Here is a 13,444-nt window from a genome sequence, read left to right on the forward strand (position 1 = left end):
GCCGTAGGGGAAATGCCCCCTGCGGCTCTTCATTAATGTTCGACCTGGTCGGCTGTATGGCCCGCACGCCAATAGGCAACGACCTGATGCTCCGAGGTCGGCACCCTCCACTCCTTGCGCAGGAGCTTCTTCAGGCATCGGCAGCTTTTCTGCTCGCAGCCGGCCCAGATGAAGCGGCGCGTCTGGTCCGACGGCATGGCAATCCCGCGGACGGCATCCTCGAGCAGGGACGTTGTTCCTGCCAGCGCTCCGTTCCGATACATCCAGCGGATGTCCAGCGCGGCGGCGGAGCGAAGAGGCTGCTCCTCGTTCGCATCGGCCACCTCGAGCAGGACGGTCGCTTTGCATTCGGCCGGGAGCTCCGCTAGGATGCGGCTGATAGCCGGAAGTGCGGTTTCATCTCCGGCAAACAAGTACCAGTCGGCAGCCGGAAGGTCACCACCGCCGGGTCCCATCACTCCGACGATGTCTCCGGAGCGTGCCTGCTGGGCCCAGGTCGAGCCGGGCGTGTTGTCACCTTCGTGCAGGACGAAATCGATATCGACCTCACCGCGCTCTACATCGAGTTCGCGGATAGTATAGATCCGCATCACTGGCCGATCCTCTCCCTTCGACCAGACGGGCCGTCCGTCCTCACCCATCACCGGCCATTGTGGTGCAATACCGGGCTTTGGAGGAAACAGGAGGCGGACATGCATGCCGCCGATGGCGAAGCGCGCCAGGTCCGCTCCCTTGAGCCTCACCCTGCGCATACGTGGCGTGATGTTGGTCGCGCTGACGACGTGCATTTCGCGGAAGTAGGGAAGCGACGCTCCGGCAGCGCCATCGCCGGACCAAGCGATGTGAGGGCGCTCGCCCTCGGCAAAATCCAGGATATGCTCGGCGAGGCTCCATTTGACGTAAGCGAGTCCTGTCGCGTCGGTACCTTCGGCACGAAGGTAGAGAGTGTCTTCATCCGCCTCGACGGACGCACTGCCAAAATCGAATTCCACTCGGGCCGAACGCTCGGCCCGATCCACCTTGCCGTGTTCGATGAAATGATCGCAGAGTTTTTCCATCATTTGGATGGGGCCTGCGAGGGTAACCCTCGCTTCGGCGCGAAGGATGGGTGATGTCATCGTTTGTTCCATGGACAATGGCGCTCCATCTATCGGTTTCGACGTAAAAGCCAGATCAGATACGGTCCGCCGATGAGCGAGGCGAAAAGACCCAGCGGGAGTTGGTAGGGAAAGGAGACGATCCTGGAGAGCCAATCGGCTCCGGTCATCAGTCCCGTCCCGATCAGGATTGCAGCCAGCAGCTGGTGATGGGCACGACCAAAGCCGAGCAGCCGCGCCATGTGGGGAGCGACAAGCCCGACAAAGCTCAAAGGTCCAACGATGATCGAGGCCGCAGCCGTCAAGCCTGCGGCAAACAGGGTGAGGGTCATCCGGCTGATCTGGAGCGGCAATCCGACAGCTCGCGCCTGATCCGATCCCAGGGGCAGAATTTCGAGCCAGCGTGTCATGAGGGGCAGCAGTCCCAGCAGGACCAGGGCCACCGCACCTGAGACCGAGGCTTCCGTCCACGTGACTTGATTGGTCGAGCCGCTGATCCAGGCCAGAAGCTGGAAGGCGCGGGCATCGCCCGTGATCATGGCGGCGTTGACCAGAGCGCTGCAGAGAGCTCCGGTCGCCAGCCCTCCAAGCAGGAGGCGCTCCGAGTTTTTCTCCTGCCGCCCGGCCACCGAGAGAAGTGCGATCAGGGCGATCAGGACGCCGACCGTGGCACCGATCAGCCGTGTGCTCATAGTCGGCGCAGGAAATGTGAAGAGCACGGCAGCGAGACCAACTCCGGCACCGGCACTGACGCCCAGCACTTCCGGGCTCGCGAGAGGATTGTTGGTCATCCGCTGCAGGATCATTCCAGCCGCTGCCAGCATCGCTCCGGCCGCGGCTGCCGCGGCGATGCGTGGTGCGCGGAACGGGAAGAGGTCGTCAAGAAGCTGTCCTGTTGCCACACTCCAGCCATCCGGTCCGCGCCCAATGAACAACGCCAGCACGATCATGCCCATGACAAGAAGGAGGATCGCGAGGAACGGGAGGTGTGGTCGAGCAATCGGTCGCGTAGGTGAGGGCGGCATCGATACGGATGCTTGGCCGGCGAGCCGAAGGCGTGGGAGCAGATAGAGGAGCAGAGGTCCACCGAGCAGCGCCGTGGCGGCTCCTGTAGGCACCATCTCCGCCGATCCACCGGTCGCAAGCTGCACGAGGCCATCCGTGAGCCACAAGATGGCGGCTCCGATGAGTGGCGCTGCCACAAAGGTGTCCTTCTGACTGCGCGCGCCGCACAGCCGGGCGAAAGTCGGGGCTGCCAACCCGATGAAGCCGATCACTCCGACTTCCGCCGTGATGGTCGTGGCGAGCCATACGGCGACGGCGAGCGCCAGGAGGCGCAGGGACAGGAGACTGACCCCGAGGCTGCGCGCGCTCGCGTCATCGAGGCTTAGGACTTCCAGCGGGCGGATCAGGAGGAAAGCTGCGATAAGGGAAATGGATAGGGTAAGCGCAATCGCCTGAGCGTGATCCCAGCCCTGCTGGGTGAGCGAACCGCTGCCCCAGATGAGAAGGGACATCATGTATTCGCCATTCGCGAGGATCAGAGCCGCGCTTAAAGCCATGACGATCAGGGAAACCACCATGCCTGCGAGGACGACGGTGATCGGCTCAAGCCCACGCTTCCAGGTAAGGGAAAGGAGAATGGTGACGACCGCCAGCCCACCGAACAGCGCGACGGTTTCGCGTGCTGTGTCCATGAGTGCCGGTGCAAACAAGGTGGCCGCAGTCATGGCGAATTGCGCACCCGCCGAGATGCCGAGCGTTGACGGATCCGCGATCGGATTGCGCAGGACCTGCTGCAACAGGGCACCGGACAGCCCAAGCGCGGCGCCTGAGAGCAGCGCGACCGCGGCGCGGGGAAGAACGCTGTTGAGAAGAAGGATGCGATTGAGATCGAAGCCCTGATCGCCCGACAAGGGAAACAGGTTCAGGGCCTGATACCAGCACAGGCCCATGGCGACGGCAGCCGTCAGAAGCCATGCGAGCGCGGAGGGTCTTTCCGTCATTGCCCTAACCATGAGGCGGGGCTCCAGGCTTGGAGAGCGCTTCCGCCAGCACTCGAGCGAAGCGCCTTGCGGCGGGAAGCGCACCGAAGGGATTGACCGGCGGAAGCGTCACGACGCGTCCCTCGCGAACAGCCGGAAAGGCTTTCCACAACGGACTATTCGCGAGGGTGCTGTGCGCATCCGGCGGAACCGGAGAGATGATGACGATCGAGGCCTCGGGCACCTCCGCGAGAGCTTCAAGGGGAAGTGGCGCGGCCGCTGCATAGTTGGTGGCCTTTGGCCACGCATTCCTGAAACCGAGGCGCTGAAGAACATCGCCGAACATGCTGTCGATGCCGAAGACCCTGAAGTGGCGTGCATCGCCGAGATTAATCAGGAAAACGGGCCGCATCGTCTTGTCAACGACGCGTCGGCTCGCCTGTGCGATCTCTAGGGACGATGCCTCCAGATAGGCCTGCGCCTGTTGCTTGCGTCCGAGATGCTCGCCCAGAGCCATGGTGATCTGCTCGGCCGAGGCATAGGGTGGACGACCTGGTTCGTAGATCGAATAGGACGCGACAGGCGCGATCTGTTCGAGGTTGTCCTTCACCCATGAAAACCAGCGCGAGCTGATGATCAGATCGGGGCTGGAGAGACGCAGCATTTCGAAATTCGGAGAGCCGCGAAGGCCGAGATCGGCGACTTGCGCCGGCACATGAGGTTCGACTGCAATCTTTCGAAACTGCACGAGTTCCGTCGCAGCGACAGGCACGACATCCAGTGCGAGCAAGGTCTCGAACATGGCCCAATCGACGACGGCAATCCGCTGGTGCGGGTTCGCTTGGACTTTGCCGATGATGGACGAGCCGATTGCGGCTCCAAGGAAGCTGCGCCGGGTCAACGCGAATGCATTTCGTGCGGAATAAGGCTGCATTGGCTTTCGACGTACCAGGAGAAGATCCTTGAGGTCTCACTATGATGGATAATTTATACTTCTGCTCAAACGAAGAGTACTATCTCGGTAGGGTCTCTGCCCAAGGATCAATTGGCTGTCGCTTTCGCTCATTGTTTGTCGCGCGGGGCTCCAACATCATCCGTTGTCTAGAGCGGGTTGATGAACCGTGGATGCGATTGCGTCAATAAATTTCTCTGGAAAGTGCAATCATTGCATAAACTTAGAACATTTCCAAATAGCGCGACTCAAAAACGGGGCGGCGAACTTCATCAGAAAGGCTTCTCGTCTCGGGTCCTGAACCGCTCGCTTGTGGGCTCTATGCAGCTCATAAACCACCAAATTGCTCTCCGGCCTTACATAGAATAGATCACAATTTATAAGAGATATAAAGAGCGCATTTATTGTTTAAAACTATTGTAAACCGCAGTTTAGAGTAATTTCAAAACATAATTCTTGCCTGAACTCAGCGGAAACCATAGTCAGTGGCCCCGGACCAGCAATCCGCCGATTGCACGCTCATGCGAGGTTTCAGCAGACCTCCATGCGCTTGAAAGCCTTGGGGACAGCCATGAATCGTCGTTATGTATTGAGTATGGGAGTGAGCTTGGTCTCGCTGGCGGTGATGGCGGCATCGAGCGGGCAATCCTTGGCCCAGACGCAGCCTGCGTCCGGCGAAATCGCGTTGGAAACCGTCACTGTCGAAGGGCAGGGCGGCAGCGCAACCGGGCCGGTGAACGGCTATGTTCCCAATCGCACGGCAACGGGCTCCAAGACCGACACGCCCATCGAGGAAATTCCGCAATCAGTTTCGGTGATCGGCCGCGAGGCGATCGAAGACCGGCAGGCGCAGAAGGTCGACGAGGCTCTGCGCTACACGGCCGGCGTCTTCGCGCAGCCCTATGGAGAGGATTCCGACACGGATTGGTTCTTCATCCGCGGCTTCGATGCCGGACAGACGGGTGTCTTCCTGAACAGCCTGCCACTTTATCAATATGGGTTCGGCGGGTTTTATATCGATCCGTTCGTTCTCGAACGGATCGAGGTGCTCAAGGGGCCAGCCGCCGCTCTGTATGGCGGCTCCGCGATCGGCGGCATCGTCAATCTTGTGAGCAAGCGTCCGACGACCGAGCCGCTTCGCTACGTCGAGACGGGCATCAACTCCTGGGGCAATGGTTATGCGGCCTTCGATTTCGGCGGAGCGCTCGACAAGGACAAGATCTGGTCCTACCGCTTGACCGGTAAAATGTCCGGCGGCGGCTGGGAGACGAAGGAAGCCGAGGATTTTCGCGGCGTCATCGCACCGGCCCTCACGTTCAGGCCCGATGCGGGCACCGAACTGACGGTGCTCGGATCCTACCAGAACATGGATCTGACCCACACGGGTGGCTTCCTGCCTTATATCGGAACGGTCGTTCCCGCCTCTTACGGCCGCATTTCGCGCCGGTTCTATTACAGCGAGCCCGAGATCGATCTCTACCGCCGCGACCAAGCGATGATCGGCTACGAGTTCCAGCATGCCCTGAATGATATTTGGACGCTCAGGCAGAACTTCCGCTACGCCCATACGGATTCAAAGGAGCGCGGTCCCTATCCCTACGGCTATCTCGACCCCGCGACAGGTTTTCCTGTGGCGACACCTGTCGCACCTGACTTCCTGCTTTACCGCATCGGTTTCAACCACCACACGGTGGTGAACACCCTATCCATCGACAACCAGGCGGAGGCGAAGTTCGGGACTGGACCGCTGAATCACACTCTGCTCCTCGGCCTGGATTACAAGTACTACAACATCGATCAGATCCAAGCGTCCGGCGGCGGTACGCCGATCAGCCCAGTCAATCCGATTTATGGTGTGCCCCAGGGACCGACCGTTCCCTATCTTGATCAGGACCTGACCATGAACCAGATTGGATTCTACGCTCAGGACCAGATCCGTTTCGGGGGCTGGATCGCAACGCTGAACGGACGATACGATCACGTCTCCACGAAGAGCACCGACAAGGCCGGAGCTGCCAATTTCAGCGACGAAGCCGGCGAGTTCAGTGGTCGCCTGGGACTGGGCTATGAGTTCGCCAACGGAATGACGCCCTATCTCGCCGTGTCGCGCTCGTTCAACCCGGTCATCGGGTCTGATTTCTCCGGTCAAGGGTTCGAGCCCGAGACCGGACAGCAATATGAAGCCGGCGTTAAATATAAGCCGACATTCTTCGACGGTCTCATCACCGCCTCCCTGTTCGATCTGACCCGCCAGAATGTTCTGACCTCCGACCCTCAGCACCTATTCTTCGAGGCTCAGTTGGGTGAGGTCCGCTCTCGCGGCTTCGAATTCGAAGCACAGGCTAACATCACGGAAGGCCTGAAGGCGGTCGCCGCCTTCACAGCCTACGATATCGAAATCACCGAGGATCCCAATGCCGCGCTGATCGGCAACCGCCCCAATGTAGTGCCGGAGATCCTGGCCTCGGGCTGGCTCGATTACACGGTCCAGGACGGTGCGTTCAAAGGGCTCGGCTTCGGCGCCGGCGTCCGCTATGTCGGCTTCTCCTATGTCGACAACGAGAACACCTTGAAAGTCCCTGCGGCGACCGTGTTCGACGGCGCTATCCGCTACACGCGCGATAACTTCACGGTGGCGCTCAACGTCAACAATCTCTTCGATAACGAATATGTCTCGTCCTGCGACACGCAATACACCTGCAACTACGGCGCAGGACGTGTCGCGACCCTGAAGGCGAGTTACAAGTGGTGATGTGCGGAGCGCCATCTCGAGGCGACGCTCTCATGTCCGTGCTGACGTCCATGTCCACTGCTTCCAGTCCCCACCTTGTCGCCGAGGCTCCTCTGTTCGAACTGAAGGATGTCAGCTTCGCGATTCCCGAGCGCACATTGCTTCATCCTCTGACGCTGTCCCTTCCGGGGCGGCGTGTGATCGGATTGATCGGCCACAATGGTTCGGGCAAGTCGACGCTGATCAAGCTTCTGGCCCGCCAGCAGCCGGCATCCGGCGGCGCCGTTGCCTTCGAGGGGAGGGCGCTGTCGGACTGGGGAGACCGGTCCTTCGCGAGACGGGTCGCCTATCTGCCGCAGCAGACGCCGCCGGCGTCGGGCATGCTCGTCAAGGAACTCGTGGCGCTCGGTCGCTATCCCTGGCATGGCCCGCTGGGGCGCTTCGGAACGACCGATCGCGAGAAGGTGGCTGAGGCCATGGCGCTCGCCGATGTGGAGCCTTTCGCCGAGCGCCTCGTCGAGACTCTCTCCGGCGGCGAGCGCCAGCGGGTCTGGCTGGCGATGATGGTGGCACAGGATGCTCAGTTCCTGCTGCTCGACGAGCCGATTTCGGCACTCGACGTCACTCATCAGGTGGAGGTGCTTGCGCTCGTCCAGCGTCTCTCGCGAGAGCGTGGCCTCGGAGTGATCGTCGTGCTGCATGATGTCAACATGGCCGCTCGCTTCTGCGACGAGATCTTGGCGCTGCAGATGGGCCGGCTGATCGCTCGTGGCACGCCCGACGAAATCATGACGCCAAGCCAGCTGGAGGCCATCTACGGTATCGCCATGGATGTCATCCCGCACCCCGTCACCGGCCAGCCCGTCAGCTTCGTCCGTTGAGCCTGTTTCCAAGCTCCCGCTTGCCCTCATCGGCAGCCGGCAGTACCTAGTCTCGCCATGCGCTCCCTCCTCAAACGTTTCTTCGCGTATTATCAGCCTCATCGCGGCCTGTTCGTGCTGGACTTCTCCTGCGCCGTGGCCTCGGGTCTGCTCGAGCTGGGCTTTCCGATCGCCGTCAAGCTGCTGATTGATACCCTTCTTCCGACCGGCCAGTGGGGTCTCATCGCCGTAGCCTCGGCAATCCTGCTCGCCGTCTACGTTCTCAATGCCGGTCTGATGGCCACGGTGACCTATTGGGGCCACATGCTCGGCATCAACATCGAGACCGAGATGCGGCGCAAGGCCTTCGACCATCTCCAGAAGCTCTCCTTCGGGTTCTTCGACAACCAGAAGACCGGGCATCTCGTGGCGCGTCTCACCAAGGACCTGGAAGAGATCGGCGAGGTCGCCCATCACGGGCCGGAGGATCTGTTCATCGCCGTGATGACGCTCGTGGGCGCGTTCATCCTGATGTTCACGGTCAATATGAAGCTTGCCGTGATCACGGCGCTCGTGGTGCCGCTCACCGCTTGGCTGACGACGCGCTATGGCGGCCGCATGACACGCAATTGGCAGGCTCTTTATGGAAAAGTCGGAGATTTCAACGCTCGCATCGAGGAGAATGTCGGCGGAATCCGCGTGGTTCAGGCCTTTGCCAATGAGGATCACGAACGGCGCCTGTTCGCCGCCGACAACCAGGGCTATCGCAAGACGAAGCTTGAAGCCTACAAGATCATGGCAGCGTCGACCTCGCTGAGCTATCTCAGCATGCGCCTGATCCAGATGGTCGTCATGGTCGCGGGCAGCTATCTGGTGCTCAAAGGGGAACTCAGCGCAGGCGGCTTCGTCGGCTTCCTGCTTCTCGTCGGCGTCTTCTTCCGGCCGATCGAGAAGATCAATTCGGTCATCGAGACCTATCCGAAGGGCATCGCCGGTTTCAAGCGCTACATGACGTTCCTCGACACGAGGCCGGATATCGCGGACCGTCCCGGCGCGAGGGAGGTGGGCAAGCTCAGGGGCGCCATTCAGTATAAAAACGTCGAGTTCGGCTATGCCGCGGAGCGCAGCATCCTCAAGGGTCTCGACCTGACGATCCGCGCCGGCGAAACCATCGCCTTCGTCGGCCCATCCGGGGCGGGCAAGACCACGATCTGCTCGCTCCTGCCTCGCTTCTATGAAGTCGACGGCGGCGCAATCACGATCGACGGAATCGACATCCGGGATATGACTCTCCGCTCCCTGCGCAGCCAGATCGGCATCGTGCAGCAGGATGTGTTCCTGTTCGCAGGCACCATCCGCGAAAACATCGTCTATGGCCGGCTCGAGGCCACCGAGGGTGAAATTCTGGAGGCTGCCCGCAGGGCCCGGCTCGACGAGGTGATCGCCTCACTGCCGGCGGGCCTCGATACGATTATTGGAGAGCGGGGCGTCAAGCTCTCGGGAGGTCAGAAGCAGCGCCTCGCCATCGCGCGAATCTTCCTCAAGAACCCGCCGATCCTGATCCTCGACGAGGCCACATCGGCCCTCGATACGGAAACGGAGCGGGCGATCCAGCAGGCTCTCGCCGAGCTGTCGAAGGGGCGCACGACGCTTGTCATCGCCCATCGCCTCGCCACCATCGTGAACGCGGACCGGATCGCCGTGATCGACCGCGGCGCGATTGTGGAGCAGGGCGACCACAAGGAGCTTCTCGCTGCGAATGGAATTTACAAGCGGCTGAGCGAGGCGCAGTTCGCCTGAGGCAAAGATCTGACGAGTCAGGTGCCTGCGGCGTCTGCCCAGTACTCAAGGCTGCGCGCGTTGACGGGCAATCCTGCTGCGTCATTCAGGTCAAGGACAGCATTGTGAAAGCGCTGAGCTTCCTCCGGTCCGGTGAGAATTCTCAGGCTATGGATGATCCGGGTGATCCGCAGGTGGTTATGATCATACGAACTGAGCCACCAACGCGTATCCTGGTAGAACCTTAGCATCCGCCCGGCCGCTCGCCTGAGTGTGTCCTGCGCGCTCGGATCAGCCCTGATCGCGTCGATCTCGGCCTGCGTCAGTATCGGAGCTCCAGGCTGAGCGCCGCTGCGGGCCGGAAGCGGAAACAGCCACTGGATGTAGTCGTGCACCTCTTCCAGCGGCTCGTCGGGAAAGCCGAGCACATCGGCCGCAAGACGTCCCCGGCTGTCGCGCCCGGTTCCGGCAAGAAAAGCATGGAGAGGTCCCGCCGATGATGCCATTGCCGTGCCTCCGCTTGGGGCGTCAGTTTAAGGCTGTTCGTGCGCTTAGGCGATGAGGCTTGCGGCGAAACGGGCGCAGACGAGGAGGAGGAAGATGCCGAAGGCGACCTCGAGCCGGCGCTTCGAGAGCCGGTGGGCCAGCCGTGCGCCGATGGGCGCCATCCAGGTGCTGGTGGGGATGAACAGGACGAAGCCGAGGAGCGAGATGTAGCCCAGGGCCAAGGGCGGCTGGAAGGCGATCACGTTCGGGTAATCGGCCATGTGCGGCCAGCCGGCATAGATGTAGCCGAGCGCCCCCGGGATCGAGATCAGGATGCCGAGACCCGACGAGGTCGCCACCGCCTGATGGATCGGGCGGTTGTAGAAGGTCATGAACAGGTTGGAGAGCTGGCCGCCGCCGATGCCCATGAGGGCCGAGAGGATGCCGATGATCCAGCCATAGGCCACCATGATGGGCTTGGCCGGCATGTCGAGGCCGAAGCGCCAGGTGTCCTTGCCGAAGAGCAGGCGGATGGCCGAGAGGCCGGCCACGACCACGAACACGGCCTTGAACAGGTCGGCCGGGGCATAGCGGGCGATGATGCTGCCGATGATGACGCCGAGCACCACGGGCACGGCCCAGACGCGCAGGATGGTCATGTCGACGGCGCCCTTGGCCCGGTGAGCGTTGAAGGAGCGGATCGAGGTCGGGATGATGATGGCCAGCGAGGTGCCGACGCACAGCGGCATGCGCACCTCCTCGGGCACCTCCAGGATGCGGAAGAGCTCGTAGAGGATCGGCACGGCGACCGCGCCGCCGCCGACGCCGAAGACGCCGGCGAGCAGGCCGGTGATCGCGCCGGCGGCCAGCAGCGCCACAACAAGCCACGCCAGATCAAACAGAGGGATGCCAAACATCGGAATGTCCATCAAAAGGAAGCAGATCGCCGTAGGATCTTTTCAATCCCGCGGCAAGTGAGACTGTTGCAGGATTGTCCTACCGCGAGGCGCGTCTCTCATGCTGCGCCTGATATTCACGCGCCTTCTCGTCGATCCAGGATCGATCCGTGATGCCGCCGGGATTGGCGCGAGTCGCCATGGCATCCATGAATGCGAGAAAGCGCTCATGAGCGACGCCGTAGAGGCGGCGCATCTCATCCAGAGGCTCAGGGTGATCGTCGACGCGCAGGTCGAGCATGGGATAGGGCTCGTCGCGCCAAATCTTGATGGCGGCGGATTGCTTGCCGCGCTTGTCGCCGCCCTCGGCTTGCCCTGCATCGAGCGCGCTCATGAGACGATCCGCGAAGGGCAGATCCATGTGGTGCTTGTAGGTCTCGAGCGTTGCCTCGATCACTGCAGGACCCACCAGCATGTTGCCGGCAACGGAGACGCCCTCATCCGTCAGGTGACCGCACCAGTCGATGCAGTCCTGGCCCGTATGGGCCGCGGTGCGACCGTCACGGGCGATCACGTGGAGCTGGCGGGAGCCGCTGCCCGGATCTTGAGCCGTGAGGATCGTGACGATGTCCTCGGCGCTGCGTCCCTCCGCCAGGAGCCGAATGCCATCCGGGCCGTAAAGGGGATTGACGAGCGCCTGCGTGGCAAGAGCACCGATCCGTGCCGCGCCGTGGGGGCAAAGCGCTCCCACGGCGAAGAACTTCGTGGTCACCGCAACGCCGAAGGCGCCGGTCTCAGGATCCTTGGCGATGATCGACCAGGTCATGGTTCATGCTCCTCAACGACCGACCGCATAGGCCTGCATGAGGCGCGGCGTGGCGGCGCCGTGCAGCAGCCCATCCTTGTCGCGGCTTGCCGCCACGAGGCGACCGACCGTCCAGGCGGGCGCGACCTCGACCTCGTGACCGCGCGCGCGCAGATCGTCGAGCACCTCGGCGCCATAGGTCTCCTCCGCCATGAGATGGCCGGGCTTCTGCTCGCGCGGATAGAACGAGGAGGGGAAATGCGCCGTATGCGACATCGGTTGGTCGATCGCTTCCTGCAGGTTCAGGCCATGATGGGCATGGCGCAGGAACAGCAGAAGCTGCCATTGCTCCTGCTGGTCGCCGCCCGGCGAGCCGAAGACCATGTAGGGCTCGCCGTCCTTCTCCGCGAGGGTTGGCGTGAGCGTGGTGCGCGGACGCTTGCCCGGAGCCAGGCTCGCTGGCAGGTTCTCTTCGAGCCAGAACATCTGGGCGCGAGAGTTGAGCATGAAGCCGAGTTCTGGAATGACCGGCGAGGATTGCAGCCATCCGCCGGAGGGCATGGCGGCGATCATGTTGCCGAAGCGGTCCACCGCATCGATATGCACCGTGTCGCCTCGGCGTGCGGAGCGCATGGAAGCGAGCGTCGGCTCGCCGCCTGTCACTTCCCGGTTCTTTGTCGAGAGATTGCGCAGGGCCTCAAGTGTGCGTTCCACCTGAGCCTCGTAGCCTTCGATGCGGCCGGGGCGCAGCTCGAACGATGCCTTGTCGCCGATGAGCTTGCGGCGCTCGTCGTTATAGGCATCCGACAGCAGGGTCTCGATGGGTACGTCGACGAAATCCGGATCGCCGTAATAGGCTTCGCGATCGGCGAAGGCGAGCTTCTTGGCCTCGACAATGGTGTGGACGAACTCCGCGCTGGTCGGGCCCATGGCGGCGAGGTCGAAGTCCTTCAGCAAAGCCAGCGTCTGCAGGAAGACGGGACCCTGGCCCCAGGGCCTGATCTTGTTCACCCGGTAATTATGATAGTCGTAGGTCTGCGGAGCGTCGTAGCTTGCGGACCACCTCGCCATGTCGTCTGCGGTGAGCACGCCACGATGGCGCGAGCCGCTTTGATCCATGGCTTCCGTCTTGCGCACGAAGGCGTCGATGGCTTCGGCCACGAAGCCCTTGTAGAAGGCATTGCGCGCTGCCTCGATCTGAGCCTCGCGGTCGCTGCCCTTGGCTTCTCCCTCGCGGAGGATGCGCTTCCAGGTGTCGGCAAGCTGCGGGTTGCGGAAGAGCTGGCGGGGCTTGGGGACCTCGCCGCCCGGCAGGAAGACGCCAGCAGAGGTTGGCCATTCGGTCTCGAAGAATTCCTTCAGGCCCTTGATGGTGTCCGACACGCGCGGCAGCAGGGGATGCCCCTGCTCGGCATAGTAGATCGCAGGTTCCAGCACGTCTCGCAGCGAGAGAAGGCCATGGTCGCGCAGCAGCAGCATCCAGGCATCGAAAGCGCCGGGCACGACGGTGGCGAGCATGCCGTTGCCGGGAATGAGCTTGAGGCCCTCGTTCTTGTAATGGGCGATGGTAGCGCCTTTCGGAGCCGTGCCCTGGCCGCAGAGCACTTCGATCTTCTTGGTCCTGGCCGAGTAGAACACCGCAGGCACTTCGCCGGACGGACCCACCAGATGCGGTTCGACAACCTGCAGCACGAAGGCGGAGGCAACACAGGCGTCAAAGGCATTGCCGCCTTTCTCGAGCATCGACATGCCGGCCGCGGAGGCGAGCCAGTGGGTCGAGGTGACGATGCCGAAGGTGCCGAGGATCTCTGGCCGAGTCGTAAACATATGTCTTATCCGAAGTTGGTGTTGTT

The 13,444-nt window shown here is 62.1% G+C and carries 10 protein-coding genes; 3 read left to right on the forward strand and 7 right to left on the reverse strand.

Going from position 1 to position 13,444, the window contains the following annotated elements; translation table 11 throughout:
- Positions 1–32 precede the first annotated feature (32 nt).
- Genes ACD578_RS07195 through ACD578_RS07205 form a run of 3 tightly spaced genes read right to left on the reverse strand, consistent with a single transcriptional unit; the run spans position 33 to position 4,016 of the window.
- Complete coding sequence (locus ACD578_RS07195; RefSeq protein WP_404292009.1) at positions 33–1,118, reverse strand: siderophore-interacting protein; 1,086 nt, start codon at positions 1,116–1,118, stop codon at positions 33–35.
- A gap of 29 nt (positions 1,119–1,147) precedes the next feature.
- Positions 1,148–3,103, reverse strand: coding sequence for a Fe(3+)-hydroxamate ABC transporter permease FhuB (gene fhuB, locus ACD578_RS07200; RefSeq protein ID WP_404292010.1), 1,956 nt, complete (start codon positions 3,101–3,103; stop codon positions 1,148–1,150).
- 4 nt (positions 3,104–3,107) lie between these two features.
- Positions 3,108–4,016 (reverse strand): iron-siderophore ABC transporter substrate-binding protein, encoded by a 909-nt coding sequence (locus ACD578_RS07205; RefSeq protein ID WP_404292011.1) that lies wholly within the window; start codon positions 4,014–4,016, stop codon positions 3,108–3,110.
- 589 nt (positions 4,017–4,605) lie between these two features.
- Between ACD578_RS07205 and ACD578_RS07210 the strand changes: the two genes are divergently transcribed.
- Genes ACD578_RS07210 through ACD578_RS07220 form a run of 3 tightly spaced genes read left to right on the forward strand, consistent with a single transcriptional unit; the run spans position 4,606 to position 9,425 of the window.
- Positions 4,606–6,786, forward strand: a complete 2,181-nt coding sequence (locus ACD578_RS07210) for a TonB-dependent siderophore receptor (protein ID WP_404292012.1) — start codon at positions 4,606–4,608, stop codon at positions 6,784–6,786.
- A 32-nt stretch (positions 6,787–6,818) separates the two neighbouring features.
- Positions 6,819–7,646, forward strand: a complete 828-nt coding sequence (locus ACD578_RS07215) for an ATP-binding cassette domain-containing protein (protein ID WP_404292013.1) — start codon at positions 6,819–6,821, stop codon at positions 7,644–7,646.
- A 57-nt stretch (positions 7,647–7,703) separates the two neighbouring features.
- Entirely contained in the window at positions 7,704–9,425 is a 1,722-nt protein-coding gene (locus tag ACD578_RS07220) for an ABC transporter ATP-binding protein (RefSeq protein ID WP_404292014.1), read from the forward strand.
- A 17-nt stretch (positions 9,426–9,442) separates the two neighbouring features.
- Here the strand turns inward: ACD578_RS07220 and ACD578_RS07225 are convergent, their stop codons facing one another.
- The 4 genes from ACD578_RS07225 to ACD578_RS07240 form a co-directional block, all read right to left on the reverse strand.
- A complete protein-coding gene (locus tag ACD578_RS07225) occupies positions 9,443–9,910 on the reverse strand; it encodes an opioid growth factor receptor-related protein (protein WP_404292015.1) in 468 nt (155 codons plus the stop codon).
- A 45-nt stretch (positions 9,911–9,955) separates the two neighbouring features.
- Positions 9,956–10,807 (reverse strand): sulfite exporter TauE/SafE family protein, encoded by an 852-nt coding sequence (locus tag ACD578_RS07230; RefSeq protein ID WP_404292016.1) that lies wholly within the window; start codon positions 10,805–10,807, stop codon positions 9,956–9,958.
- A 79-nt stretch (positions 10,808–10,886) separates the two neighbouring features.
- A complete protein-coding gene (locus tag ACD578_RS07235; RefSeq protein ID WP_404292017.1) occupies positions 10,887–11,612 on the reverse strand; it encodes a DUF1028 domain-containing protein in 726 nt (241 codons plus the stop codon).
- Between the two features lie 12 nt (positions 11,613–11,624).
- Positions 11,625–13,418, reverse strand: a complete 1,794-nt coding sequence (locus ACD578_RS07240) for a gamma-glutamyltransferase family protein (protein ID WP_404292018.1) — start codon at positions 13,416–13,418, stop codon at positions 11,625–11,627.
- Positions 13,419–13,444 lie beyond the last annotated feature (26 nt).

Source organism: Microvirga sp. RSM25 (assembly GCF_044784385.1).
Taxonomy (GTDB): Bacteria; Pseudomonadota; Alphaproteobacteria; order Rhizobiales; family Beijerinckiaceae; genus Microvirga; species Microvirga tunisiensis.